The 26,831-nt window shown below is 72.3% G+C and carries 21 protein-coding genes and 1 tRNA gene; 7 read left to right on the forward strand and 15 right to left on the reverse strand.

Going from position 1 to position 26,831, the window contains the following annotated elements:
- Positions 1-4 precede the first annotated feature (4 nt).
- From ACWGJ2_RS13870 to ACWGJ2_RS13890, 5 genes are all read right to left on the reverse strand, one after another.
- Positions 5-604 carry a 50S ribosomal protein L25/general stress protein Ctc gene (locus ACWGJ2_RS13870; protein ID WP_453346276.1) on the reverse strand — a complete coding sequence of 200 codons (600 nt, stop codon included), beginning with the start codon at positions 602-604 and terminating at the stop codon, positions 5-7.
- Positions 605-845: 241 nt separating this feature from the next.
- Complete coding sequence (locus ACWGJ2_RS13875) at positions 846-1,823, reverse strand: ribose-phosphate diphosphokinase (protein ID WP_453346277.1); 978 nt, start codon at positions 1,821-1,823, stop codon at positions 846-848.
- Between the two features lie 98 nt (positions 1,824-1,921).
- Positions 1,922-3,427, reverse strand: coding sequence for a bifunctional UDP-N-acetylglucosamine diphosphorylase/glucosamine-1-phosphate N-acetyltransferase GlmU (gene glmU / locus ACWGJ2_RS13880; RefSeq protein WP_453346278.1), 1,506 nt, complete (start codon positions 3,425-3,427; stop codon positions 1,922-1,924).
- Positions 3,428-3,552: 125 nt separating this feature from the next.
- Positions 3,553-3,626: transfer RNA gene (locus ACWGJ2_RS13885), tRNA-Gln, on the reverse strand.
- A gap of 15 nt (positions 3,627-3,641) precedes the next feature.
- Positions 3,642-4,337 carry a hypothetical protein gene (locus ACWGJ2_RS13890; protein WP_453346279.1) on the reverse strand — a complete coding sequence of 232 codons (696 nt, stop codon included), beginning with the start codon at positions 4,335-4,337 and terminating at the stop codon, positions 3,642-3,644.
- Positions 4,338-4,571: 234 nt separating this feature from the next.
- On the opposite strand from ACWGJ2_RS13890, the gene ACWGJ2_RS13895 reads away from it, so the two are divergent.
- Entirely contained in the window at positions 4,572-6,149 is a 1,578-nt protein-coding gene (locus ACWGJ2_RS13895) for a sensor histidine kinase (protein ID WP_453346339.1), read from the forward strand.
- 56 nt (positions 6,150-6,205) lie between these two features.
- On the opposite strand, the gene ACWGJ2_RS13900 is transcribed toward ACWGJ2_RS13895, so the two are convergent.
- Positions 6,206-6,742, reverse strand: a complete 537-nt coding sequence (locus ACWGJ2_RS13900; protein WP_453346280.1) for an SUKH-3 domain-containing protein — start codon at positions 6,740-6,742, stop codon at positions 6,206-6,208.
- The gene (locus ACWGJ2_RS13905; RefSeq protein ID WP_453346281.1) at positions 6,739-7,407 is read right to left on the reverse strand and encodes a YwqJ-related putative deaminase; all 669 of its coding nucleotides are present in this window, start codon (positions 7,405-7,407) and stop codon (positions 6,739-6,741) included. Before ACWGJ2_RS13905 ends, ACWGJ2_RS13900 begins: the two co-directional genes overlap by 4 nt.
- Before the next feature lie 247 nt (positions 7,408-7,654).
- Between ACWGJ2_RS13905 and ACWGJ2_RS13910 the strand changes: the two genes are divergently transcribed.
- The 5 genes from ACWGJ2_RS13910 to ACWGJ2_RS13930 all read left to right on the forward strand — a co-directional run bounded on the left by ACWGJ2_RS13910 (position 7,655) and on the right by ACWGJ2_RS13930 (position 14,482).
- On the forward strand, positions 7,655-8,488 hold the full coding sequence (locus tag ACWGJ2_RS13910; RefSeq protein ID WP_453346282.1) for a hypothetical protein: 834 nt from the start codon (positions 7,655-7,657) through the stop codon (positions 8,486-8,488).
- A 198-nt stretch (positions 8,489-8,686) separates the two neighbouring features.
- On the forward strand, positions 8,687-9,658 hold the full coding sequence (locus tag ACWGJ2_RS13915) for an SMI1/KNR4 family protein (protein ID WP_453346283.1): 972 nt from the start codon (positions 8,687-8,689) through the stop codon (positions 9,656-9,658).
- 14 nt (positions 9,659-9,672) lie between these two features.
- Positions 9,673-12,291, forward strand: coding sequence for an SUKH-4 family immunity protein (locus ACWGJ2_RS13920; protein WP_453346284.1), 2,619 nt, complete (start codon positions 9,673-9,675; stop codon positions 12,289-12,291).
- Positions 12,292-12,386: 95 nt separating this feature from the next.
- Positions 12,387-13,466, forward strand: coding sequence for an LCP family protein (locus tag ACWGJ2_RS13925; RefSeq protein WP_453346285.1), 1,080 nt, complete (start codon positions 12,387-12,389; stop codon positions 13,464-13,466).
- Positions 13,467-13,570: 104 nt separating this feature from the next.
- Complete coding sequence (locus ACWGJ2_RS13930) at positions 13,571-14,482, forward strand: cellulose-binding protein (RefSeq protein WP_453346286.1); 912 nt, start codon at positions 13,571-13,573, stop codon at positions 14,480-14,482.
- Positions 14,483-14,600: 118 nt separating this feature from the next.
- Here ACWGJ2_RS13930 and ACWGJ2_RS13935 read toward each other — a convergent pair whose 3' ends face one another.
- The 8 genes from ACWGJ2_RS13935 to ACWGJ2_RS13970 all read right to left on the reverse strand — a co-directional run bounded on the left by ACWGJ2_RS13935 (position 14,601) and on the right by ACWGJ2_RS13970 (position 23,502).
- Complete coding sequence (locus tag ACWGJ2_RS13935; protein WP_453346340.1) at positions 14,601-15,848, reverse strand: cytochrome P450; 1,248 nt, start codon at positions 15,846-15,848, stop codon at positions 14,601-14,603.
- A gap of 101 nt (positions 15,849-15,949) precedes the next feature.
- The gene (locus tag ACWGJ2_RS13940) at positions 15,950-16,741 is read right to left on the reverse strand and encodes an ABC transporter permease (RefSeq protein ID WP_453346287.1); all 792 of its coding nucleotides are present in this window, start codon (positions 16,739-16,741) and stop codon (positions 15,950-15,952) included.
- Positions 16,738-17,778, reverse strand: coding sequence for an ATP-binding cassette domain-containing protein (locus ACWGJ2_RS13945; protein WP_453346288.1), 1,041 nt, complete (start codon positions 17,776-17,778; stop codon positions 16,738-16,740). Before ACWGJ2_RS13945 ends, ACWGJ2_RS13940 begins: the two co-directional genes overlap by 4 nt.
- Before the next feature lie 33 nt (positions 17,779-17,811).
- Positions 17,812-18,702 (reverse strand): DUF4097 family beta strand repeat-containing protein, encoded by an 891-nt coding sequence (locus tag ACWGJ2_RS13950; RefSeq protein WP_453346289.1) that lies wholly within the window; start codon positions 18,700-18,702, stop codon positions 17,812-17,814.
- Positions 18,703-18,891: 189 nt separating this feature from the next.
- On the reverse strand, positions 18,892-19,431 hold the full coding sequence (locus tag ACWGJ2_RS13955) for a hypothetical protein (protein ID WP_453346290.1): 540 nt from the start codon (positions 19,429-19,431) through the stop codon (positions 18,892-18,894).
- 204 nt (positions 19,432-19,635) lie between these two features.
- Positions 19,636-21,210, reverse strand: coding sequence for an MFS transporter (locus ACWGJ2_RS13960; RefSeq protein WP_453346291.1), 1,575 nt, complete (start codon positions 21,208-21,210; stop codon positions 19,636-19,638).
- A gap of 193 nt (positions 21,211-21,403) precedes the next feature.
- A complete protein-coding gene (locus tag ACWGJ2_RS13965) occupies positions 21,404-23,014 on the reverse strand; it encodes a sodium/solute symporter (RefSeq protein WP_453346292.1) in 1,611 nt (536 codons plus the stop codon).
- Entirely contained in the window at positions 23,011-23,502 is a 492-nt protein-coding gene (locus ACWGJ2_RS13970; protein ID WP_453346293.1) for a DUF485 domain-containing protein, read from the reverse strand. The genes ACWGJ2_RS13965 and ACWGJ2_RS13970 overlap by 4 nt, the downstream gene beginning before the upstream one ends.
- Positions 23,503-24,013: 511 nt before the next feature.
- Between ACWGJ2_RS13970 and ACWGJ2_RS13975 the strand changes: the two genes are divergently transcribed.
- Complete coding sequence (locus tag ACWGJ2_RS13975) at positions 24,014-26,593, forward strand: ABC transporter permease (RefSeq protein WP_453346294.1); 2,580 nt, start codon at positions 24,014-24,016, stop codon at positions 26,591-26,593.
- Positions 26,594-26,831: the final 238 nt, after the last annotated feature.

Below are 26,831 nucleotides of genomic sequence, written 5' to 3' on the forward strand. Positions count from 1 at the left end.
AAGGTCACTCGGCCGAAGCGGCCGACTCGCCCTCGTCCTCATCGGCGTCGGCGGAGGGCTCCTCGGCCTGCGCCGCCAGCACCTGGATCACGATGTCGTCGTCCTCCACGGCCAGCGTGGTGCCCTTCGGCAGCTTCACGTCCTTGGCGTGGATCGCGTCACCCGCGTCCAGACCCTCCACGGAGATCGTCACCGACTCCGGGATGTGCGTCGCCTCGGCCTCGACCGGCAGCGCGTTCAGCACGTGCTCCAGCAGGTTCTGGCCCGGCGCCAGCTCACCCTCGATGTGGATCGGGATGTCCACGTTGACCTTCTCACCCTTCTTCACGGTGAGCAGGTCGATGTGGACCAGGAACTGACGGATGGCCTCACGCTGGACGGCCTTCGGGATGACCAGCTCCTTCTTGCCCTCGACATCCAGGTGGATCAGGACGTTCGGGGTCTTGAGGGCCATCATCATGTCGTAGCTCGGCAGCTCGACGTGGACCGGCTCCGCACCGTGGCCGTAGATGACCGCCGGAACCTTCTCCTCGCGGCGCAGACGGCGGGCAGCGCCCTTGCCGAACTCGTTACGGATCTTGGCAGAGATGTTGACATCAGCCATGGCTGCACTCCTCGTAGTCGTACCGGACAGAACCTCTGTGTCACTCGGTCCGTCCACGACAGACCAACGGCTACGAAGAGCGCGCGTCGATAACGGATGAGCCGCCGCCGTACACAGCGCCAAACACCAGCGCGTACGACACAGCCTCCCTCGCCGAGCGACCCTGGGAGTCTACGCGGCGGGGGAGGCTGCGCGGAAATCGATCTCGCTCACGGACCGACGGGCCCGGACACGGTCCTGCTCACGCCTGCTCGTCGAAGAGGCTGGTCACCGAGCCGTCCTCGAAGACCTCCTGCACCGCACGCGCGATCGTCGGCGCCATCGACAGCACCGTGATCTTGTCCAGCTCCAGCTCGCCCGGCGTCGGCAGCGTATTCGTGAACACGAACTCGCTCACCTTCGAATTCTTCAGCCGGTCGGCCGCCGGACCCGACAGCACACCGTGCGTCGCCGTCACGATGACATCCTCCGCACCGTTCGCGAACAGCGCGTCGGCAGCGGCACAGATCGTGCCACCCGTGTCGATCATGTCGTCGACCAGCACACAGATCCGGTCCTTCACATCACCGACGACCTCGTGCACCGTCACCTGGTTCGCCACATCCGGATCACGCCGCTTGTGCACGATCGCCAGCGGCGCACCCAGCCGGTCCGCCCAACGGTCCGCGACCCGCACCCGGCCCGCGTCCGGAGACACCACCGTCAGCTTGTCCCGGTCCACCTTCGCGCCCACATAGTCCGCGAGAATCGGCAGCGCGAACAGATGATCCACAGGGCCGTCGAAGAAACCCTGGATCTGATCCGTGTGCAGATCCACCGTGAGAATGCGGTCCGCACCCGCCGTCTTGAACATGTCCGCCATCAGCCGCGCCGAAATCGGCTCACGGCCCCGGTGCTTCTTGTCCTGACGCGCGTACCCGTAGAACGGCACGATCACCGTGATGCTCCGCGCCGAAGCCCGCTTCAGCGCGTCGATCATGATGAGCTGCTCCATGATCCACTTGTTGATGGGAGCCGTGTGGCTCTGCATCAGGAAGCAGTCGGCGCCACGAGCGGACTCCTGGAAACGGACGTAGATCTCGCCGTTCGCGAAGTCGAACGCCTTGGTCGGGACCACCCCGATCCCAAGCTGGTTCGCGACCTCCTCCGCCAGCTCTGGGTGGGCGCGGCCGGAGAAGAGCATCAGCTTCTTCTCGCCGGTCGTCTTGATCCCGGTCACTGCACTGTCTCCTTGCGTTCCGCTGCGCGTGCGTGCTTCTTCACCGTACGCCCCACTCCAGAGGGTCGCTTACCCGGTCCGACGCCGGCACAGTCCGCTCAGCTCCCCTCACCCTGACGGTCCGCCCGGCCCCCGGACCCCTCACCGGCCCGCTCCCCGGAACCCTCCTCCGACACGTCACCGGCAGCCTGCGCCGCCGCGCTCCCCGGGCGCTTACGGGCCACCCAGCCCGCGATGTTGCGCTGCTGGCCACGCGCCACGGCCAGCGAACCCGCCGGCACATCCTTCGTGATGACCGACCCGGCGGCCGTGTAAGCACCGTCCCCCACCGTGACAGGCGCCACAAACATGTTGTCCGCACCCGTACGGCAATGAGAACCGATCGTCGAACGGTGCTTGTTCATCCCGTCGTAGTTCACGAAGACCGTCGCCGCGCCGATATTGCTGTGCTCGCCGATCGTGGCATCCCCCACATACGAGAGATGCGGCACCTTCGTGCCCTCACCGATATCCGAATTCTTGATCTCGACGTAGCTCCCGGCCTTCGCCTTCGTCCCCAGCCGCGTACCCGGCCGCAGATACGTGTACGGACCCACCGACGCACCCGCACCGATCTCCGCACCGTTCGCCACCGTGTTGCTCACCGTCGCGCCCGCACCCACCACCGTGTCCCGCAACCGCGAATTCGGGCCCACCTCACTGCCCCCGCCCAACCGCGTACCACCCAGCAACTGCGTACCCGGCAGAATCACCGCGTCCGGCTCATACCCCACCGACACATCCAGCCACGTCGTCGCCGGATCCACCACCGTCACACCCGCCAGCATGGCCTCTTCGAGCAGCCGGTCGTTCAGCACCCGGCGCGCCTCGGCCAACTGCACACGGTTGTTGATCCCCGCGATCTCACTGTGATCGCCCGCCACGGCCGCACCCACCCGGTGCCCCGCCTCCCGCAGGATCCCGAGCACATCCGTCAGATACTCCTCGCCCTGACTGTTGTCCGTACGGACCTTGCCCAGCGCCTCCGTCAGCAGCCGCGCGTCGAACGCGAAGACACCGGAGTTGATCTCACGGATGGCACGCTGCGCCTCCGTCGCGTCCTTGTGCTCGACGATCGCCGTCACGGCACCGCTGTCCGGGTCCCGCACGATGCGCCCGTAACCGGACGAGTCCGGCACCTCGGCCGTCAGCACGGTCACGGCGTTGCCGTCGGCCGCGTGCGTGTCCGCGAGCGACTGGAGCGTCGCGCCGGTGAGCAGCGGGGTGTCCCCGCAGGTCACGATGACGGTCCCGTCGAGCGAGACGCCGTCGCCCGCCAGCTCTTCGAGGCCCATGCGCACGGCGTGCCCCGTGCCGTTCTGCTCGTGCTGCACGGCCGTACGGGCACCCTCGTCGATCGCGGCGAGATGCGCGGCGACCTGCTCACGGGCGTGCCCGACGACCACGACGAGGTGCTGGGGATCCAGGGTGCGGGAGGCGGCGACGACATGGCCGACGAGTGAACGGCCGCAGATGTCGTGCAGGACCTTGGGCGTCGCCGACTTCATACGGGTGCCCTCACCCGCTGCGAGAACGACGACGGCTGCCGGGCGATTGGCGCTCACGGGTGTGCCCTTCGGCTTCTGGGGTTTCGGGGGATGACACCCGCAGGATACCGGGGGGTTTGTGTGGGGATACGAGGACGGGCCCCGACGGAGAGGTCGGGGCGCCACGAAGAGGTGAGTCTGTGCTCCCCCGCAAGGATTCGAACCTTGACCTGCCAAGACCAAAACTTGGTGTGCTGCCTGATTACACCACGGGGGACCGGCGCGTCAGACCTTACCTGAGCCGCGTCGGAGAGCCAGCAGTGATGCCGTTCCACCAGCCCTCGATGCGGCGGTAGAGATCGGCGCCCTGCGCCACGCGCACCACCAGGCAGCCCCGGTAGTCCGCTCCCGTGTTCTGTCGCGTGGTCTTCGGATTGTGCCGCTTCAGAGTCGTCTTGCGGAACGTATTGACATCCGCTTCGACCAGATCCGCCCAGTAGCGTTCCGCCGCCGTCACATCCGCGGATTCGTGGATCATGACGCGGAAATACAGCCGCTCGTGGGGGACGCCGAGCAGGGAGAGCCAGGCGAGGTAGACACGGATCATCCCCGGATCGCTGTTGACGAAGGTGACGTCCTCCGTGAGTCTGTACGGCTTGCTCTTGGAGCCCTCCGCCCAGTAGAGCCCTACGCCGACGAGGAACAGCTCGCGGTCGGTGAGGGTGCCGATCTCCCGGGCCGCCGCCTCCATGGCCGCTTGCCGCGTCCGCTCGCGCCGCACCCTGTAGGACGCCCAGCGGGCCTCGCGGGCCTGGCGCATCCGCTCGGCCGATGCCGACGGCTGCGGCAGATCCCGCACCCATAACGACACCGAACTCTTCGCGACCCCCAGCTCCGCGACGATCTCCGCGTACGTCGCGCCCTCGCGCCGCAGTTCGCGGGCGCGCTGCCGCAGGGCGGGCTTCGCGCGGGGGTGGGGGTGGGTCACGGGGCGGGCCGGTGTCGGGGCGGGTGCGTGTCGGTGCTGTTCAGGGGTGTTTTTCATGGCGCCAGCCTCGTCGAACTTGTGTCCCCGCGCGAGAAAAACAAGAACGATTCAACAGTTCGGGTGGAAACCCAAGGGAATCCTGGCGAACGGCTTCCGCTGCTCTTAGAGGGGCGGAATGGGCCGTTCCTTGACTCTCCGGGGAAAGCGGTGGACGGCGGTCGTACGCTGGGCGGTATGACCGAGACGGGGGACAGCCGGGCCGCTTGCGGGCCATGGTGGTGGAGCCGGAGGAGAGCGGCGGTACTGGATATCGTCCTGGCCGCGATATCCGCTGTCGAATGCGGTGTGCAAGGCGCGCGTTTCGCTGGTGAGGCGGGGATACCGGCCTGGGCCGGGGTGCTGCTGGGAGTGGCGGCCGGGGGGTCGCTGGTGGCGCGCAGGCGCTGGCCCGTGGCGGTCGTGCTCGTGGCGATCGCGGTGACACCGGCCGAGATGGGTTTTCTCCTCGGCTGTGTGGGGCTCTATTCGCTCGCGGCCTCGGATGTGCCGCGGCGGATCATCGCTCTGCTGACGGCGATGCAGGCGGTCGGGGGTTTGATCATCATTCTGGTCCGGGTGCATCAGAGCATCGGGCAGGAGCCGGATTTCAATCCGCCGACGTGGTTCATTCCGGCGATTTCCGTGCTGGTGGCGCTCGGGCTGACGGCTCCGCCTCTGCTGCTGGGGCTTTATGTCGGGGCGCGGCGGCGGCTGGTGGAGTCGTTGCGGGAAAGGGCCGACGGGCTGGAGCGGGAACTCGCGCTGCTGGCGGACCGTGCGGAGGAGCGGGCCGAGTGGGCGCGTAACGAGGAGCGCACGCGGATCGCGCGGGAGATGCACGACGTGGTGGCGCACCGGGTGAGTCTGATGGTGGTGCACGCGGCGGCGCTCCAGGCGATCGCGGTGAAGGATCCGGAGAAGGCGTCGAGGAACGCGGGGCTCGTGGGTGACATGGGGCGTCAGGCGTTGACGGAGCTGCGGACGATGCTGGGGGTGCTGCGTTCGGAGGTGGCGGAGGCGAGGCCGTCGGGGTCGGGGTCGGGGCAGGAGAGGGTGCGGGTGCGGTCTTCCTCGCCGTCTCCGGCTCGGTCGTCGTCCGCCGGGACGCCGCAGGCTCCGGCCTCGTCCCAGGGGCGGGCCGCCGGCCGGGGTGCGGGTTCCGCTGACGGTTCCGGGAGCGGGAGCGCCAACGGGGACGGGGACGGCAGCGGTGACGGGGGTGCTCCGGTGCGGCTGGCCGAGTTCGCCGCCGTCGTGGCCGGGGCGGCGGTGGGCCGGGGCGCGGCGCGTGACGGGGGGTTCGGCGACCCGGACGGCGGCGATGGCGGCGGCGAGGGCGACGGGAAGGGGAAGGCGAACGGGAACGGTGGGCCGTCGCTGGGGGAGCTGGATGTGCTGGTCGGCCAGTCGCGGGAGGCCGGGATGGCGGTGGAGCTGTCGGTCGAGGGCGCGCCCCGCGACTATGCGCCGCAGGTGGAGCAGACGGCATTCCGTGTGGTCCAGGAGGCGCTGACGAACGTGCACAAGCATGCGGCGGGTGCCCGTGCCCGGGTGCGGCTGGCGCACCGGGAGGCCGAGGTGGCGGTGCAGGTGGAGAACGAGCCGCCTGCCGAGGGCGACGGTTCGGCCGACGCCGGGCTGCCGAGCGGGGGCAACGGCCTGGTCGGCATGCGGGAGCGGGTGACGGCGCTGGGGGGCGGTTTCGTGTCGGGGCCGACGGACGCGGGCGGTTTCCGTGTCTCTGCGGTCATCCCCGACGGCGGTCATCTCTGACGTCGGCTGTCCCTGACGGCGGTCACTCTTGCCAGCGGGGCCGTCCCCGCCAGCGGTCATTCCTGGCGGTCGGCGCGGTCGGCGCGGTCGGCGGCCCGTGGGGTGAGGCGCTGGGGGTGTGTGCCGGTCATGAGGGTGGCGAGCGCGGTGTCGAAGTCGTCGCCGAGGTACCAGTCGCCGGTGTGGTCGAGGCCGTAGACGCGTCCGGTGGTGTCGATGGTGAGCAGCGTGTGGCTGTCGCCTTCGGTGCCCAGGGGGCAGATCTCGGTGTCGAGGGCGCGGCCGAGGTCGGAGAGCGTGCGGGCGGCGTAGAGGCCGGGCATGGGGTCGATGCGCACGGGGCTGGGGGCGATGTGGCGTCCGGGGCCCGTGGGGGCGATGTGGAGGTTGCCGAATTCGGCCCAGACCTCGACCGCCGCGGGGAAGACGGCGTGCGTGTGCCCTCCGGCGGAGGTGTGGCCGCGCAGTGTGTCGGCCCACTGCTCGGCCTGACGTATGTCCCAGCGCCCTGGCTGCCAGCCCGCGGCGCGCAGCGCGTCGTCGACGGCGACGGAGAAGCGGGTGGCGGAGGTGCGCTCGTGCGGCACGCTCAACGGGGCTCCTCCTGGGCGGGGTCGACCGCGCGGACGCCGAAGTGGCCGAGGAGCGCGGTGCAGGTGCGACAGGGTGCGGCGTAGCTGCCGTGCAGCGGGTCGCCGTCCTCGCGGATGTGGCGGGCGGTGAGTTTGGCGTGCTTCAGCGCGCGCTTGGCCTCGGTGTGGGTGAGCGGTTTGGGCTTGGCGTTCTTGCGGTGGGCGCGTTTGCCCGCGCGGGCGTTCTCCGTCGCGGTGAGGAAGCGGGAGAGCAGCACGGTTTCGGGGCAGCGGCCCGTGTGGCGTTCGCGGTGTTCGGTGGTGAGGGTGTCGAGGTAGTCCTGGACGAGGGCGTGCAGCGCGGGGGGCTGGTCGCCTTTGCTGCCGGTGCAGGTGAGGGTGTCGCCGCGTACGGAGAGGGCGGCGGCGATGGCGGGGAGGATGCCGTCGCGGCGGTGGTGCGGTACGGGTGCGCCGTGTTCGCCGTTCCCGGTGGCGGCCGTCCAGCCGAGGCGCGGGTCGGGGGAGGCGCGGCGGTCCGCCGCGTCGTGTTCCCATCGCGCGGTGGCCTGCGCGGCGTCCCGCGTGGTGTCTCGTGCGGTGCCCTGCGTGGCGCCCTGCGTGGTGCCCTGTGCGGCGGGGCCGCTCTGCGGTGCCGTTTCGGGCGGGGGTGGTGCGGTGTGCATGGGGTGCTTCCTCCCGGTGCGGCCCCTTCTGCCGTGTCCGTCGTGTCCGTGGTGTCGTCTTCTGTCACGCGACGGACAGCGCCAAGTATGCAGTGTGCCGCGTGACTCGATCATGCCGATGGGCATGTCATGGACTTGTGACGGTTCTTCGGGTGGCGTGAAACAGATGTGGTGGGGTACGTCCGGGACGGCGAGCATCTGGCCGTCGGCCACCTATCCGGTGTCCCTTCGAGGCAGGAGTTCCGTGATGCGCAGCACCTCTTCTCTTCGCCCTGGTGGCCTCCGTCGTGCCGTGGTGGCCCTGGCGGTCGTGCCCGTGCTGGCGCTGTCGTCGGCCGGGTGCGGCGGCGGTGGCGGCGACGAGGCCGGCGGGGGCGACGGCGGGGGGCGGCAGCTCACCGGCGGCGGCGACGGTGACGGCGGCGGAAATGGCGGAAACGGCGAGGGTGCGAAGAGCGGCGGCAAGGGCGGGGAAGACGGGGACGGCGGCGACGGTGTACGGGCCCTGGACGCGGCGGGGCTGAGAGCGGCGCTGCTGAAGTCGGGGGACGTCAAGGGGTATCACGCGGAGCCGAACGCCAAGGACGCGCTGCCGCCCGAGAACACGATGGAACCGGACCGCCCCGCCTGCACCCCGATCACCGACGCGGTGGACTCGAAGCCGACGTACGCGCGTGAGGCGTACGCGAGCGGCACGGTGATGAAGGGCGATCTCGGCTCGGGCGGCGCTGTGCAGCAGATCCTGCTGTCCTCGTACGGTTCTGGCGACGCCGCGAAGTGGCTGCGGGAGCTGCGGAAGGCGGTGAAGGAGTGCCGCGGCTTCAAGGGTGCCGTGGGCACGGGCCAGGAGGCGTCGCTGAGGATCGAGCCCGGCGGGGAGGTGGGGGTGGGCGACGACGCGGTGCAGTTCACGATGAAGGACGCGAAGGGCAAGGACTCGCCCACGGTGTTCACGGTCGTGCGTGCCGGGGCGAACACGGCCACGTTCATGTCGGTGGGTCTCGCGGGCGAGCCGGTGCCGGTGGCCAGGGCCGTGGTGGACAAGCAGCACGAGAAGCTGGTGGCGGCGGCGCGGAGTTGAGGCGGCGGTCCGTGCCTCGTACGGCCGGGGGCGTGGCGGTCGCGTACGGATGCGGTACGGGGGACTCCGCCCCGTGACGGTGCGGCTGTGAAGGGCGCGGGGCCGGTCACCGCGGGCCGTTGCCGGGTCCGGTGACCGGCCGTTGCCCTAGCGCATAGGCTGTCTCGTGTCAGCCAGACGCAGCAGGGGGCTTCCGCCATGACGACAGGTCGGCTCGGGCAGCACGCCGCACCGCCGAACCGGGCCTACGCCGGGCAGGTCGTGAACTTCCCGGACCCGGTCCGGGCCTCCCGCCACCCCCAGGGGGTGCGGGTGGACGAGAACGGCTTCCCGGACTTCTCGCCGTACGCGCGGGCCGCCGCCGACATCGCCGAGCCCCCCGAGGGGTTCGGCGGCGACGAGCTGAGACTGACGGACTTTGTGTCCGCGAACGCCGCGCTGCACGCGTCGGGCCATGAGCTGTGGCGCGAGCTGTCCCCGGTGGCCACCCCGCACGGCTGGACCTGGCACCACGTGCCGTGGAGCCGCCGCATGGTGCTGGTGCCCGTCGAGGTGAAGGCGCTGCTGCGCCATCACGGCGGGCTGGCGACGGCCGCCGTCGACCACGCCAAGGGCGGCACGCGCCCGCTCCAGGAGACCAGGCCCGCGCACTTCGAGGTGCCGCGCGGCGGGGTCGCTGTGACGGAGCCGCAGATCGTGGACGTCGAGGAGAAGCTGGGCTACAGACTGCCCGGCGCCTACCGCGCGTTCCTGAAGGCGGCGGGCGGCTGCGCCCCGCGCGGGGTGGCGCTGGACGCGGAGCTTGGCCTGCTGGTGGACCAGCCGTTCTTCACGGTGCGTGAGGACGCGGCCGTCAACGACCTCGTCTACATCAACAAGTGTCTGCGCGACCACTTCACCAAGGACTTCCTGGGCGTCGGCTTCGTCCAGGGCGGGCTGATCGTGGTGAAGGTGCGGGGCGAGGCGATCGGCTCCGTGTGGTTCTGCGCGTACGACGACGTACGCGACCGTGACGGCATCGGCGTGCAGGAGCGGGTGGCCGAGCTGCTGCGGCCCTGCGGCGCCGACTTCGACGACTTCCTGCTGCGGCTCGCGGGCAATCCGCCCGAGCTGGAGACCGTGGCGAACCTGATGGTGGACGGCGGCTTCGCGCGCGCCGTCCAGGTTTGAGGGGTGGGCGCCAGATGGTGACCTTCGCACAGGCACAGGAGCGCGCGGAGCGCTGGGTGAACGAGGACGTTCCCGGATACCAGCACCGCGAGGTCCGGGTGCGGGAGTTCGACCTCGGGTTCGTCGCGTGGGCGGAGGACCGTGAGGACGGGCCGACGTCGGACGGCGGGCGCACCCGGCTGGTGATCGCGCGGGACAGCGGCGACGTGACGCTGTGGCCCGGTCTCTCGGTGGGCGAGGTGATCCGGCGCTACGAGGAGGAGTACGGCGCTCCGCCCGCGCCGCCCGAGCCCGGAGGCGTGTTCGCGCAGCGGGTGGACCTCGAAGCGACCTCGTTCCTGCTGACGCCTCCGGAGTGGCTCCAGGAGGCGGCGGACCAGCGGGGCATCCCGAACCGCCGCTCGGGCGCCGACCAGGGCGCGGGTGCGGGTGAGAGTGCGGGTTCCGTCCCGGCCCCGTCCGCCGCCTCGGCCTCGTCGTCCCCGGCCGCCGCCGCGAGCCCGTGGGACGCGGCGGACACGAGCAGTTCGGGCAACGGCATCGCGCAGCAGCCTCCCGCGACGGTGTTCGCGCCGCCCATAACCGGCAGCGATGACGACGACACCCCGCCGCCCCCGCCCAGTTCACGGTCCGAGGCGAAGACGGAGCTGATCCCCGAGGGCAGCGTGCTGCCTCCCCGTACGACTGTGGCTCCCGCGCTGGACGAGCCGGACGAACCCGGTACGCAGGCCCCTCCGGGCGGCCAGGGCCAGGGCGACGGCGGCAGCCAGGGCGGTCAGGGGAGCCAGGGCGGCCCCGGTGGTGTGCACCATGCGGCGACGATGCTGGCCGACCCGTCGCAGGGCGGCCCCGGTGGCATCGGTGCGCCGCCCCCGCCGCCCGGCCCGCCCGGCGCGGGTGCCGGTGCCGGGGACATCGCCGACGCCGACACCAGCCGCGCCCCGCGCGGCTCCGTGCCCTCGTCCCCGCGCCCCTCGCGGGGCGGCGGCCCCTCCGTACCTCCGCCGCCCGGCGCGCCCGGCACCCCCGGTGCCCGCCCCGGCGCTGGCGCGGGTCCCGGCGCGCCCGGTTCGCCGGGCGCCGGATACGTGCCGACGCAGATGGTCTCGGCCGACGATCTGGCCGCGCAGATCAGCGAGAGCGGCCAGGTGCCCGCAGTCGACGGCCCGCAGGGCCAGGGTCAGGGCCAGGACGACGGCGGCAGCCAGGGCGGTCCCGGCGGCGTGCACCACGCGGCGACGATGCTGGCCAACCCCTCCCAGGGCGGTCCCGGTGGCATCGGCGCGCCGCCCCCGCCCCCGTCGGCCCCTCCGGGCGGCCAGGGCGACGGCGGCAACCAGGGCGGTCAGGGCGGCAGCCAGGGTGGCCCTGGCGGTGTGCATCACGCGGCGACGATGCTGGCGAACCCGTCGCAGGGCGGTCCCGGTGGCCCCGGTGGCCCCGGTGGCATCGGGGCGCCGCCCCCGCCCCCCGGCCCGCCCGGCGCCCCGCCGACCGCACCCCCGCCCCCGCCCTCCGCGCCGAACACCCCGCCCCCCGCCTACGGCTTCCCGCAGGGCCCGCCGCCCGGCACCCCGGGCCCGGTGCCGCCGGGCCCCGGCGGCCCTCCGCCCGCCTACGGCTATCCGCAGCAGCCGCCGACAGGTCAGCCGACCGTCGGCCCCGGCTACATGGCCGTGCTGCGCTACCGCGCGCCCGACGGCTCCGAGCAGCAGCTCATCCGCCGCTCGGCGCCCGGCACCCCGCACCCCGAGTGGCAGATCCTGCACGAGCTGCGCGCCATGAACGTGCCGCCGCAGCAGGTGCTGGAGCTGCACACGGAGCTGGAGTCCTGCGATCTGCCGGGCGGCTACTGCGCCCGCATGATCCGCGAGACCTGGCCGCAGGTGCGGATCAGCAACACAGCCCCGTACGGGCTCGACCACGCCTCCCGTCAGCAGGGCATGCGGCATCTGCTGGAGCACCAGGGCGAGCTGCACCAGGTCGCCGACGGCCCGGCGCGGCCCGCGCCGAACCGGGTGCCGATGCCGCCGCCGCAGCACATCCAGCCCGCGCCGCCCATCCCGCCGGACGGCATCGGCATGGAGCTCCAGCAGGCGTTCGGCCCGCAGGGCGTCTTCCGCTTCGAGCAGCGCGCGGTCTCCCGTCAGGGCGTGCCCGACATCGTCGGGCAGACCCTGGTGTGGGCGGGCCTGCCCGTCGACTTCGGCCCGTTTTTCTGGGGCCAGGCCCAGCCGGGCCGTCCCGTGCCGACGCTGGCCGAGCTGGCGCAGGAGCGGGGCGTCCAGCCGGGCGCCGACGCGGGCTCGTACCTCGTGATGGGCAACGACTTCGGCCGTCAGCTCTGTGTGCAGTACGGGACGGCGCACATCGTCGCCGTGCCGCTGGAGGGCGCTCCGGGCGGCCAGCCGGCGCCCGCGCAGTTCGTGAACACGGGGCTGCCGGAGTTCGTGCGCTGCATGGCGCTGCTGGGGCGGATGTGGCGGCTGCGGTACGGGCTGACGCAGGAGCAGGCGGGCCGCTGGACCGTCGACTTCCAGATGCAGTTGGCCGCGCTGGACCCGGCGGCGCTGTCGTCGCCGGAGAACTGGTGGTCGGTGCTGCTGGAGCAGATGTGGGACGGCCTCTTCTGATCGGGCTCTGATCCGGCCCTGGCCCGGCCCCGGGTCCCCCCGCCGAACGGCTCAGCCGACGCGCGCCCGTGTGCCGCGCGTGCGAGCTTCGGGGGATGAGCGAGTCGGCCAGGGGCCCGCTGCCGCCGCAGAGCAGCAGCACGCTCTACCGCGCCGCGCCCCGCTGGCACTGGCGCGGACATGCCCCCCGGCCAGGGCGCCAGCGCGGCGGGCCCCGCCGGGCGCTGCGGCGGTCCTGGCTGGTCGTCCTCGTGCTGGCCGTGCTCCTCGCGGCAGTGGTCGGGGCCACCTGGATCTGGGCCGGGACGCAGTTGCGCGAGACCGCCGCCTTCGCGGGCGACGACGTGCGTTCCGAGGCGGGCGAGGGCACGAACTGGCTGGTCATCGGCACCGACACGCGCTCGGACCTCAGCGCGGACGAGCGCGAGGAACTGCACGTGGGCGGCGCTGGCGAGCGGAACACGGACACGATGATGCTGCTCCACTACGGCGAGGCGGGCCCGTATCTGGTGAGCATCCCGCGCGACTCGTACGTCACCGTGCCGGGACACGGCAAGGCCAAGATCAACTCCGCGTACGCGCTCGGCGGCCCGAAGCTGCTCACCCGCACCGTCGAGGCGGCGACGGGGCTGCGCCTCGACCACTACGCCGAGGTGGACTTCCACGGCTTCACCGGCATCGTGGACGCGCTCGACGGGGTGGAGATCTGCCTCGACGCGCCGCTGAGGGACGAGAAGGCCGGTGCCGATCTCCGGGCCGGGTGCCAGACGCTGGACGGCAGGCAGGCCCTCGCCTTCGTCCGCGCCCGCTACAGCGACCCCGAGGGCGACCTCGGCCGGGTGAGGCGGCAGCGCCGGCTCCTGAGCGCGCTCGTCCACGAGGCGACGGGCCCGGCGACCCTGCTGAACCCGTTCCGCCTCCACGGCTTCCTCGACGCGACGCTCGAAGCCCTCACCGTCGACAACGGAACCGGCGTGCCGTCACTCACACGGATGGCCTGGGAGATCAGAGGGCTGACGGGCGGGGGTGGGGGTACAGCGACCGTTCCGGTGACGAATGCCGGGCTCAGCGTGCCGGGGGCCGGTGATGTGGTGGTGTGGGACAGGTCACGGGCGGGAGAACTTTTTGATCAGTTGCGACGGGATGTGCCGATTACGGCAACAGAGGTCGAGTAGCGCATCCTTGAAGGCGGGCTCGGGCGGAGTGTCGCGGTATGGCCGCTTCGCTCGAATCATGTGAGATGTGTGCCGCGCGTTGTTGCTGAGGTTAGGGGCTCGAAATGAGTGCGTCGTCACCGCACGGCTTCGTCGTCGTACGGGGCCGCGGCTACCGTCCCGAACAGGTCGACGGCAAGGTCGCGGACCTGCACGGGGAGCGCGACGCGGCGTGGGAGCGCGCCGCGAAGCTGACGGTCCTCGCCAAGGAGCTGACGGAGGAGTCGGAACGGCTGCGGGGTGCGGTCGCCGCGCTGCCGCCGCAGACCTACGAGTCGCTGGGGGAGCGGGCCCAGGAGCTGCTGGCCCTCGCCGAGGCGGAGGCCGCCGAGGTCAGGGCCGCGGGCGAGGCCGAGGCCCAGGCGGCGGGGGAGCACGCCGATCTCGACGCGCGCGAGCTGCGCGGAGCGGCGCGCGAGCACGCGTCGCGGGTGCGGGCCGACGCGGAGAACGTGGCCGTCCGTACCGTCGACACCGCGCAGCAGCAGGCCGACGAGCTGCGCGCCGCGGCCCGCGCCGAGGCGGACGAGGTGCGGCGCGAGGCGGCGGAGACGCTGCGCGAGATGTCGCGCCGCTGCGCCGGGCTCCTCGCAGACCAGGAGAAGGAGCAGGCCGCCGAGTCCGACGCGGTCGAGCGCGAGCTGGCCGAGCGGGAGAGCGCCGCCGAGGCGCGGATCGCGGACATGGCGGAGCGCGGCGAGCGGTTGTTCGCCGAGGCGAAGCGGGCGCACGCGGAGGCGGAGGAGGCCGCGCGGCACCGGGTCGAGGACGCGCAGGCGCAGGGCGAGGAGCTGATCACGGAGGCGCGGCTGCGGGAGGAGGGCATCGAGCGGGAGACGGAGCGGGTGCTGAGGGAGCACGAGGAGAAGGGGGAGGAGTTGCGTCAGCACATGGCACATGTCCGCAGCAGCCTCGCGACCCTCACGGGCCGCACCCCTGACGAGCCCGCCTCCCTCGCGCCGGGCTCCTCGGCCTGAGCGGGGACGCCGGGCCGGGCTGCCGTCCGGCGTCACGGTGTCACGGCGTCGTGGTGACACGCGAGAGCCCCTCACCGGCGTGCGGTGCGGGGTTCTCGGTCCGGGGCGCGCGGTGTCGCTACGCGTCCGGGGAGTCCTCGTCCCAGGTGACGGGCAGGCTGACCACCCCGTAGATGTTGGCGCGGTCGCGCAGCGGCACCTCGCCCGGCGGCACCGCGAGGCGCAGGGCGGGGAAGCGGGCGAAGAGCGCGGGGAAGGCGACGGCCATCTCGACGCGGGCGAGCTGCTGGCCCAGGCACTGGTGGATCCCGTGGCCGAAGGCCAGGTGCCCGGTGGTTTTGCGGCGGATGTCGAGCCGGTCGGGGTCGGGGAACTTGTGCGGGTCGCGGTTGACGGCCTGCACGGAGATCGTCACCGACTCGCCGGCCCTGATGAGCCTGCCCTCCACCTCGATGTCCTCCAGCGCGGAGCGCGGCAGTGGGTCGGCCACGCTGAGGTAGCGCAGCAGCTCCTCGACGGCCTGGTCGACGAGCGCGGGCTCCGCGCGCAGCGCGTCCAGTTGGGCGGGGTTGCCGAGCAGCGCGAAGGTGCCGAGGGCGAGCATGTTGGCTGTGGTGTCGAGCCCGGCGGCCAGCAGCAGTCCGCCGATCCCGGCCAGTTCCTCGTCGGTGAGGTCGGCGGTGGTCAGATCGCTGAGCAGATCGTCGGTGGGCGCGGCCCGCTTGGCGAGGACCAGTTCGCCCAGGTACTGGAGCAGCGAGGTGTACGCGTGGCCCTTCGCCTCCTCGTCGGCCGTCTGGTCGAAGAGGGTGGCCACCTCGTCCTGGAAGCGCTCGCGGTCGGCGTACGGGACGCCGAGCAGTTCGCAGATCATGAGCGCGGGCACGGGTTGCGCGAACGCCGTCACCAGGTCGGCGGTGGGCCCGGCCGCCTCCATGGCGTCCAGGCACTCGGCCGTTAACCGCTCGACGCGCTCGGTGAGCTGCCGCATCCGGCGGACGGTGAACTTGCCGGTGAGCAGGCGCCGGTAGCGGGTGTGCTCGGGGGCGTCGAGGCCGATGATGTCGCCGACCGGCGCGGGCGGCATGACCTCCGGCATCCCCGCCATCGGGACGGGCGGGTGCAGGAGTTCGTAGCGTGAGCTGATGCGCGGGTCGGCCAGCAGTGCGCGGGCCGTGGCGTGGCCCGTGACCAGCCAGCCGAGGTGTCCGTCGGCGTAGCGCATGCGGCGCAGCGGTTCGCCGGTCAGCGCGGTGAGTCCGGCGGGCGGGTCGAAGGGGCAGCCGGTGCGCCGGTCGGTGGGGAGGGTGGGCGGCTCGTCGGGCGTGGCGTCGAAGGTGCGGGGGGCCGTCGGCTCGTGCGGCATGTCGTGCGGCAAGGGGTCCTCCTGGGGGTGTGGTGCGGGGTGGTGCGGGTGCCTGGTGCGTGTCGGCGGAGCGGCCCGGCACTCGGACCGGTTGCTCCGGGTCACTTCGGGTCGCGGTTGAACAGCGACGTGGACCAGCGGTAGCCGAGCAGGGAGAGGCCGACGCACCAGGCGACCGCGATCCACCAGTCGTTGCCGATCTCGGTGCCGAGGAGCAGTCCGCGCAGGGTCTCGATGGCCGGGGTGAAGGGCTGGTACTCGGCGATGGGCTGGAACCAGCCGGGCATCGTGTCGGCCGGGATGAAGGCGCTGGAGATGAGGGGCAGGAGGATCAGCGGTGTGGCCATGTTGCTGGCCGCCTCGGGATTCGGGCTAGCCATGCCCATGCCAACCGCTACCCAGGTGAGAGCGAGAGTGAACAGCGTGATCAGCCCGAAGGCCGCCAGCCACTCCAGGACGGTGGCGTCGGTGGACCTGAATCCCATGGCCACGGCGACGGCGCCGACGAGCACCAGGCTGCCGAGCACCTGGAGCACGCTGCCGACGACGTGTCCGATGAGCAGGGACCCGCGGTAGACCGCCATCGTGCGGAAGCGGGCGATGAGACCTTCGGTCATGTCCATGGAGACGGAGATCGCGGCTCCGATCACGGTCGAGCTGACGGTCATCAGCAGCAGACCCGGAACGAGGTAGGCGATGTAGGCGGAGCGGTCGGCGCCGCCGTCACCGATGCCCGCGCTCATCACGTCGCCGAAGATGTAGACGAACAACAGCAGCAGCATGATCGGCGTGAGCAGCAGGTTCAGTGTCATGGAGGGGTAGCGGCGCACGTGCAGCAGGTTGCGGCGCAGCATCGTGTGCGAGTCGCGGACGGCGAGGGACAGGGCACTCATCGGACGGTCTCCTTGGACTGGGCGGGGGCGGGGGCGGGGGCGGTGGTCGGGTTGGTGGGGCCGGTGGGGGCGCTGGGGCCGGTCAGCGCGAAGAACACGTCGTCGAGGTCCGGGGTGTGGACGGTCAGTTCGTCCGCCTCCACACCGGCCGAGTCCAGCCAGTCGAGGAGCAGGCGCAGTTCGCGCTGGCTGCCGTCGCTGGCGATCTGGAGCGACAGCGCCTCGTCGTCGCGGGTGACCTCGCGCAGCGCGGTGGCGGCGGACCGGTAGGCGGCCGGGTCGGTGAAGCGCAGCCGCACGTGGCCGCCCGGAATGAGGCGCTTCAGCTCCTCCGCGCTGCCCTCGGCGGCGATCCGGCCGTCGCTCAGCACCGCGATGCGGTCGGCGAGTTCGTCGGCCTCCTCCAGGTACTGGGTGGTGAGGAAGACGGTGACGCCGCCCGCGACCAGTTCGCGGATGATGTTCCACATGTTGTGGCGGGAGCGGGGGTCGAGCCCCGTGGTGGGCTCGTCGAGGAAGATGATCCGCGGGTCGCCGACCAGCGTCATGGCCAGGTCCAGGCGGCGCTTCATGCCGCCCGAGTAGGTGGAGACGGGCTTCTTCGCGGCGTCGGTCAGATCGAAGCGCTCCAGCAGTTCGGCCGTGGTCCTGCGCCCTTCCCGGCGGGAGAGGTGGTGCAGGTCCGCCATCAGGAGCAGGTTCTCCTCGCCGGTGATCAGCCCGTCGACGGCGGAGAACTGCCCGGTGACACCGATCGCGTCCCGCACCGCCTGCGGATCGGTCGCCAGGTCGTGGCCGCCGACGCGCAGGTCGCCGCCGTCGGCGGAGATGAGGGTGGAGAGGATCTTGACGGCGGTGGTCTTGCCCGCGCCGTTCGGGCCGAGCAGGGAGAAGATGGTGCCCTGCGGCACCTCCAGGCCGATGCCGTCGAGCACGCGCTTGTCGCCGTAGGACTTGCGCAGTCCGGTGGCGGTGATCGCGGGCGCGGGCGCGCTCGGGTGTGCGGCGGTTCGCGGGGGTATCCGGGTGGCGGTCATGCCGTTTTCCTTTCGCTGGAGGGGATCTGGGGGTCAGGCGCGGCGGATGATGATGTCGCCGGCCGAGGTCCTGGCGTGCACCTCGACGGTCTCGTCGGAGTCCTCGGGGCCCGCCGCCGTGCCGAGCGAGTTGCGTACCGCGCCGTACTTGGGGTCAAGGTCGAGCCAGGCAGCTGTGCCCTCGTGGATGCCGACTTCGACGTCGCCGACGGAGGTGCGCAGGTCGATACGGCCGCGGGTGGCGTCGCCGACGCGGATGCCGCCGTTGGAGGAGGCGGCGTCGACCCCGGCGTGGGCGACGCCGACCTCGACCCGGCCGTTGGCGCACTTGGCGCCGACGCCGCTGTGCGCGACGCCGACGGAGATGTCGCCGTTGGACGCGTTGGCCTTCAGCTCGCCGGTGACCTCGTCGATCCGCGTCGAGCCGTTGGTGTTCTTGACGGTCGCAGCGCCGTCGACGGTGCCGATCTCGACCCGGCCCGCGCCGGTGACGTCGACGTCCCCCGTCGAGCGGGCCAGGCGGATCTCGCCGGTGGCGGTCCGCAGGCTGGCCCCGGCCGCCTCGTCGACCTGGAGGTCGCCGAGCCCGGTCCTGAGCGCGACGTCCCCGAGGCGGCCCTCGCAGGAGAGGTGGCCCATGCCCGTGGTGGCCCGGACCTCGGACCCGGCGGGCAGTTCGATGCTCACCTCGATGGCGCCCGGCTTGTTCCACGGGGTGCGCTTCTTGGGCGTCTTGACCGAGAGACGGCCGCCGGAGCAGGTGACCTGGGTCTCCTGCACGGAGCGCACGTCCTTGTCGTCGGAGCCGTTGCGCGGCAGCACCTCGACGACGGTCTCGGTGGTCTTGCCCGCGCTGATGCGGGCTGTTCCCGCGTCCAGCTCAAGGGTGGCGATGATCGGCTGAGGGGTCTCGAAAGAAGGCATGGCTGTCCCGTCCTCGTGGCTTGGGTGGTGGATCCCGCTGGTGAGGCGGGTGGTGAGAGTGACGTCGACGGACCGGTCGGTGGTCCGCCGGTGAAAGCGGTGCGGGCCGGTGGCCCCGGGGGGTGTCTTCAACGTCCCGTCTGGGCCGCGGCGCCTGGCGGCCGGACGACGCTACGTTGAAGACACCCCCTAGCGGACCCAGCCGGTGAAGCCCCGGCCGCTGCCCGAGTCCTTGCCGCGGGCCTGCGGGTTCGCGCGTCCCCCGCCGTCGAGCGCGGTGGACGCGGCCCGCACCAGCCAGGCGTTGACCGACAGGCCCTCCGTCGCCGCGGCGCCCTCGATGCGGGCCTTGAGGTGCGCCGGGAGGCGGAAGTTGATGCGCGCCATGGTGCCGTCGTCGCCGTCGGCGGGCGCCGGCGGCGCGGGGGCGGCGGGTGCGGCGGGTTCCGTGAACGGCTCCCACGCCTCTCGGGGCGGCTCGGGCGCGGGCGGCGCCGTCACCACGAACTCCGGGTCGAGCCCGCGCAGCCGTACGTCGACCGAACCCGGCGCCAGCTCCTGCGTGACCTCGCCCATGGCGGCGGACAGCGCGTTGAGGAGGGTCAGGCGGGTGGCGGATTCCAGGGGTGCGGTGAGCCGGTCGGCGAGGGCGCGGGCTTCGTCGCCGCCGGTGTCAGCGGCGACGGCCAGCTCCTGCCGGAGGTTTTCGACGTAGGGCGTGAGGTCCATGGCGCCACTATGGCACATCAATGGCGCCATTGCGAGCCACCGTGACTCCTCCTTGGCGCGCAGGGCTCTGAACTGCGGTTTCCTGCGCGGATTGGTGTGAAGTGGTGCCGCGCAGGGGGTGGAATGGCTCTCGAGAGTGCCGTGATGACGCCACGGTGGCGCCACGTGGCGGGGCAGCTTGGCGCCATCCCGCCTCCACCCCCGTCAGTCCCGTTCCCCCTCTGCCAGCAGGGGGAAGTCGCGGGGCAGCAGAAGAAGCGCCAGCACCGCCAGCGCGGCAGCGCAGGCCGCCGCGATGTGGACATGGCCGACGGCCGCGGCGACCGCCTCACGGACATACCGTGCCGCGCCCTCGCCGAGCGCGCCGTCGAGGCCCCCGCCCAGCGCGTGGGACATCTCGTCGAGCCGCCGCGGCACCTCGCCCGGCGCGTCCGCGAGCCGCGAGGAGAGCGTCGCGTTGGCGACGGCGCCGAACAGCGCGGCGCCCACGCTCTGGCCGAGCTGCCGGTGGAAGAGGACGGAGGCCGTCGCCGTGCCCCGCTCCCGCCACGGCACGGACGACTGGACGCCGACGATCAGCGGCAACTGGAAGAGCCCCAGCGCCGCGCCCAGCGCGAGCATCAGCGCCGCCGGATGCCACGGCTCGCCGGGGAACGGCAGCAGCGGGAACGCCGCCAGCACCGCGCACGCCAGCGTCATGCCCGTCATGGCGCACCGCCGGAACCCCACGCGCCGGTACACGTGCTGGCTCAGCGCCGCCGAGACCGGCCAGCTCAGCGTCATCACGGAGAGCACGAACCCGGCCGCGACGGGGCCGAGCCCCAGCACGGACTGCGCGTAGGTCGGTACGAAGACGGTCGGCGCGACCATCAGCAGGCCGAGCGCGGCCAGGCCCAGGTTCACCGGCGCGATCGTGCGGCGGCGCCACACCCAGCCGGGGATGACGGGGTCTGCGGCACGCCGCTCGATCCACACGGTGAGCGCCACGAGCGCGGCGACCCCCGCGAACAGCAGCAGGCTCGGCGCCGAGAGCCACGGCCAGGCGACCCCGCCCTGCACCAGGGCCGTCAGGAGGAGGCCCCCGCACAGGAAGACGGACAGCGCGCCCGGCCAGTCGACGCGCACGGGCCCCCTCCGTAGGGCGCGGCCCGCCTCCGAGAAGTGCCGGGCCAGCAGCCACAGCGCGACGGCGCCGACGGGCAGGTTGAGCAGGAAGATCCAGCGCCAGTCCGCGTACCCGGCGAGGGTGCCGCCCAGCGCCGGGCCCGCCACGGCCGAGACGGCCCACACGGTGGACAGCGCGGCCTGGATGCGGGGGCGCTCCTCGAGGGGGTAGAGGTCGCCCGCGACGGTCTGGACCGTGCCCTGTATCGCGCCGCCGCCGAGCCCCTGGACGATGCGGAAGGCGACCAGGCTGGCCATGTCCCAGGCGCCCGCGCACAGTGCCGAGCCGAGGAGGAAGAGGGCGATGCCGCTCAGCAGCACGGGCTTGCGGCCGAAGGTGTCGGAGAGCTTGCCGTAGACGGGGATGGTGACCGTCAGGGCGAGGAAGTAGCCGGAGAAGAGCCAGGAGAAGTAGGAGAAGCCGCCGAGGTCGCCGACGATCTGGGGGACGGCGGTGGAGACGATGGTGCCGTCGAGCGCGGCCAGCGCCATGGCCATCATCAGCGCGGCGACGACGCGTTTGCGGCGTCGCGCCGGGGGAGCGGGGGCCGCTTCTTCGGGTTCCTCCGGAGGGGGCGAGGGCGTCTCCGGTGCGGGCGGGTGAGCCTCCGTCATGCGCCGCCTCCCCCAAGTCGTTGCCCGGGACACCTTCTCACGGGCCCGGCGCGGTGAGGAGGGCGCGATCCGGCGCGGTGCGGCATGGCGAGGGGCGGTGAAGGGCCCGTCCCGCGCGGCGGCGTGCTCCCTCCAAGCGGCTCGACGTGCTCCTGCGGCGCGGAGCCCGTGCCTCAGCGCGGCGGCGTCTCCCTCAGCGCGGTGACGTGCCCGCGAGGACGCGCGCCTCCGTCTCCTCGTACTCCCGCCGCTGCCGCTCCCGCGCACCGCGCCCGCTCAGGAACGTGCCCGCCCAGCCGAGCAGGAAGCCCACCGGGATGGTGATCAGCCCCGTGGTGGTGAGGGGGAAGACGGCGAAGTCCCGTTCGGGCAGCAGCGCCTGCGGGCTGCCGGAGAAGATCCGGGAGAAGACCAGGACCGCGGCCACGCTCAGCGTGCCGCCGATCAGCGTGCACAGCAGCCCGGCACGCGTGAAGCGGCGCCAGAAGAGGCTGAGGACCAGCGCGGGCGCGATCGCGGAGGCGCCCGTGCAGAAGGAGAGGGTGATCAGGGACTGGAGCCCCCGGTCCTGGACGAGGACGGCGAGCGCGATGGCGGGCAGCCCGACGGCGAACCCGGCCAGCCGCGCCGTCAGCATCTCCCCGCGCACGGTGGCCTTTCCGCCGCGCAGTGCCTCGGCGTACAGGTCGTGCGCCAGGGAGTTGCCGCAGGCCAGGATCATGCCCGCTACCGACGAGAGCAGGGTCAGGAAGACCGCGGTGGCCACGAGGGCGAAGACGAATGTGGAGAAGGTGGAGGTGCCCGCGACGATCGCCTGGCCGAGCTGGATGAAGGCAGTGCTGCCCTGCGGCCCGCCCGCCTCGATGATCCGGTGCCCGAGCAGCGCGGAGGCACCGGCGCCGATGACGAGGATGAGCAGCACGAAGACGGACGTGGTCGTCACCGCCCAGGACATGGCGCGGCGGATGGCGGGCGCGTCGTGGGCCGTGTTCATGCGCATGGTCACGTGCGGCAGGCAGGCGGCGCCGAGCACGACCGTCAACTGGCTGCTGACCATGTCCAGGTCGCGCAGGCTGCCCGCCTCGACCTGGAGGAGCCCCGCGCGCAGATACGCGTCGCCCGCGCCGCTCCCGTCGCGGGCCAGGGACAGCAGCTGGGACGGGTTCCAGCCGACGCGCTCCAGCACGAGGAGCGCGAGCAGCACGGCCGCGCCCATCAGCACCATGATCTTGATGATGTGGATGAGGGCCGTACCCTTCATGCCGCCGATGGACGCGTAGCCGATCATCAGGATGCCGAGGGTGACGATGGTGCCCGTGCGGACGGAGGAGCCCTCGAACCCGAGGACGAGGGTGACGAGGTGGCCGGCGCCGACGAGCTGGAAGACCATCATCGGCAGCAGCGCGACGAGGGTGACGGCGGCGGCGGTGACCCGTACCGTCCTGCTCCGGGCGCGGCGGGTGAGCGCGTCGGCCATGGTGAAGCGGCCCGCGTTGCGCAGGGGTTCGGCGAGCAGGAACATCAGCAGCAGGAGCGACAGCGCGGTGCTGAGCGCCAGCGCCATGCCGTCGAAGCCCGCGAGGGCGATGATGCCGACGGTGGACAGGACGGTGGCCGCCGAGATGTAGTCGCCCGCGATGGCCAGCCCGTTGCGCACGGGCGCGAGGGTGCGGTAGCCGGTGTAGAACTCGTCCAGGTCGTCGCGTTCCGCGCTGGTCATGATGCACAGCAGCAGGGTGACGCTGACGACCGCCGCGAAGATCGCGAACGAGAGCGACTGGGACGGCGCGTCGATGGTGTTCACGGGGCCCGCCGCTCCGCGTCGGCGACGCGCACCCGGCGCGCTGTCGGGTCGACGGTGGCGCGTGCCAGACGCTCGTAGCCGACGATCGCCAGCAGCGTGACCGGGATCTGGAGGAGGCCGAGGACGATGCCGAGGTTGAAGGACGTGCCCACGATCCTGGCCTCCAGCACGCCGGGTGCGAAGGCGGCCAGGCAGAGGAAGGCCACGTAGTAGCCGAGCGCCGTCAGGGTCATGCTGCGGCGCAGCCAGCGGTAGGCGCCGCGCAGCCTGCGCAGCTCGTCCCCGGCCCCTGGCGGCACCTCGGGCGGGGACGACGGGCAGGGCGGCGCGGGCGGATAGGCCGGGGGAGCGGGGACGTATCCAGGCGGCGTGGGGTGTCCGGGGTACGCGGGGTCCGGGTGCCCGGGATACGCGGGGTCCGGGTGCGCGGGCCGTGCGGGGTCGTACGGTTCGTACGGGTCGTGCTGCTCGTACGGAGGGAACGACATGCCGGGTCCTCCCTTGCACGGCGCCGGGCGCCCGAGGGTGAGCGCACGTTACTGGCGAGTGAGCTTCGCGTGGAAGGGGCGGGCGCGAAACTGTCACGCGGCGCACAAAAGCTACGGACAGTAGTGGTTGCCGTGTAAACGAAGCACTCGCTTTCCCTCCACGACCCGTAGGGGACGCACCCTTGGGTTTCTCGTAGACGGGTTCGTCCTGCCGCACGACGAGTCGACCATGTCCCCCTCGCTAGCCTCGTCGCCATGGCCCGCCGCACACGAAGGGTCCGCCGCACACGAAGGGTGGGGACAACCCCCGTCGGAGAGGCGGAGAAACCCCATCGCGCCGGGCCCGCCCTTCCAGGAGGCTCGGGGAGGCTCAGGGGATTCAAGGGCGCGCATCCGCCCGCGAAGGGCGCGGGGGAACCGATCGAGGGGGACTCGCAGTGACAACGGCTGTAGCGATCAGAACCGAGGGCGACGGGTTACGGACCGCCGCCGGCCCCCGCTGGAGGATGCGATGAGCGTCCTCAAGACCTCGCTGCGCAGCTTCGTCGCGCACAAGGGCCGGATGGCGCTCAGCGCCGTCGCCGTGCTGCTGTCGGTCGCCTTCGTCTGCGGGACGCTGGTGTTCACCGACACCATGAACACCACCTTCGACAAGCTCTTCGCCTCCTCCACCTCCGATGTGACCGTCCTCCCCAAGGACGCGGCCCCCGGCGACCAGGCCCCCGCCAGCGGCAGGCCCGAGACGCTGCCCGCCTCCGCCGTCGAGAAGGCGCGCGGGGCGCGGGGCGTGCGGTCGGCGCAGGGGACCGTCGCCAGCACGGGCGTCACCGTCGTCGACGCCGACAACGAGAACCTCGGCTCGACGACCGGCGCCCCCACCATCGCGAGCAGTTGGGACACCGATGACCGCCGCACCATGGACATCACCTCGGGCCACGCGCCGCGCGGCCCCACCGAGGTGATGCTCGACGCGGACACGGCGGAGAAGCACAAGCTGGGCGTCGGCGACGAGATCCGCACCCTCGCCGCCACCGGCGAGCTGACCTCCCGTATCTCCGGCATCGCCGCCTTCGAGGTCACCAACCCGGGCGCCACCATCGTCTTCTTCGACACCGCCACGGCACAGCGCGAACTGCTCGGCAAGGAGGACGCGTTCACCAGCGTCGCCGTCATGGCGGACAGCGGCGTCACGGACGAACTGCTCAAGAAGAACGTCGCGGACGCGCTGGACGAGCGGAGCTACAGCTACCAGACCAAGAAGGAGGCCGCCGACGAGGGGCGCGAGGACATCGCCGGGTTCCTCGACGTCATGAAGTACGCGCTGCTCGGCTTCGCCGGGATCGCCCTCCTGGTCGGCGTCTTCCTCATCGTCAACACCTTCTCCATGCTCGTCGCGCAGCGCACCCGCGAGATCGGCCTGATGCGCGCGATCGGCGCCAGCCGCCGCCAGGTCAACCGCTCGGTGCTCATCGAGGCGCTGCTGCTCGGCACCCTCGGCTCCGTGCTGGGCGTGGGCGCCGGCGTCGGGATCGCCGTCGGGCTCATGGAGCTGATGAGCCTGCTCGGCATCAACCTCAGCACCTCAGAGCTGACGGTCTCCTGGACGACGCCGGTCGTCGGGCTCGTGCTCGGCGTCGTCGTCACGGTGCTGGCCGCCTACCTCCCCGCGCGCCGCGCGGGCCGCATCTCCCCGATGGCCGCGCTGCGCGACGCGGGCACGCCCGCCGACGGCAGGGCCGGGCGGGTACGGGCCGTGCTCGGGCTGCTGCTCAGCGCCGGGGGCGGCGCCTGCCTGTACGCGGCGGCCCAGGCGGACGCGGCAGGACAGGGCTCCCTCTACTTGGGCGGCGGCGTGGTGCTCACGCTCGTCGGGTTCATCGTGGTCGGCCCGGTGCTGGCGGGGCTGTTCGTGCGGGTGCTGGGCGTCGTGGTGCTGCGGCCCTTCGGCCGGGTCGGGCGCCTCGCGGAGCGCAACGCGCTGCGCAACCCGCGCCGCACGGGTGCGACAGCCGCCGCCCTCATGATCGGGCTCGCGCTCGTCGCCTCGCTCTCCGTCGTCGGCTCCTCGATGGTGGCCTCGGCCTCGGACGAGCTGGACAAGTCCGTCGGCACCGACTTCATCGTCCAGGCCGAGAACGGGATACAGCCCATCCTGCCCGCCGTGACGAAGCGGGTGGAGGACGCGGGCGCGCTGGCCAACGTCACCTCGTACAAGGCCGTCGAAGCGGAGATCACCCCGCCCGGCGGCAAGAAGGAGAGGGATGTGCTCTCGGCGGCCGAGCCCTCGTACATGAAGGACCTGCACCGGGAGACGACGGCGGGCGAACTCTCCGCCGCCTACGGCAAGGACGCCATGTCCGTCGGGGAGGAGTACGCGAAGGAGCACGGCGTCGAGGTCGGCGACACCCTGACCGTCGACTTCGCCGCCGGCCGCACCGCGAAGCTGAAGGTCGCCGCGATCACCTCCGACGACAGTGCGCTCGACCAGGGCGCGATGTACGCGAACATCACCACCGTCGCCCGCTATGTCGCCCCGGACAGGATGCCGCTGGACCAGATGATGTTCGGCACGGCCAGGGAGGGCCAGGACCGGGCCGCGTACAAGGAGCTGAAGGCCGCGCTGGAGCCGTACCCGCAGTACGTGGTGCGCGACCAGGCCGACTACAAGAAGACCCTGGAGGACCAGATCGGCCAGTTGCTCAACATGGTCTACGGGCTGCTGGCGCTCGCCATCATCGTCGCTGTCCTCGGCGTCGTGAACACGCTCGCCCTCTCCGTCGTCGAACGTACCCGCGAGATCGGCCTGATGCGCGCCATCGGCCTCTCCCGGCGGCAGTTGCGGCGCATGGTGCGCCTCGAATCGGTCGTCATCGCGCTCTTCGGCGCGCTGCTCGGCCTCGGCCTCGGCATGTGCTGGGGCGCCACGGCCCAGCAGCTCCTGGCACTTGAGGGCCTGGGCGTGCTGGAGGTCCCGTGGACGACGATCGGCACGGTCTTCGTGGGCTCGGCGCTCGTGGGGCTCGTGGCCGCGCTGGTACCGGCGTTCAGGGCGGGACGGATGAACGTGCTGAACGCGATCGCCACGGAGTGACCCCCTCCGGCCGGTGCGGGGGTACGGGCCGGTACGGGGGTACGGGCCGGTACGGGGGTACGGGAGGGCAGCCGCGTCCACGGGGGTGGTGCGGCTGCCCTCCCCTGGCGCGGACCGCCCGCCACCGCGCGTGACGTCCCTGGCCAGGGCTGGCCATGGCTGGCCACGGCCCTCTGGACACGCATCCGGAACGCCGTGTTCACTCGATCGGGCAGCAGGCCACCCGCGCACCGGGGGA

It is taken from the genome of Streptomyces sp. NPDC054796, from assembly GCF_053611545.1.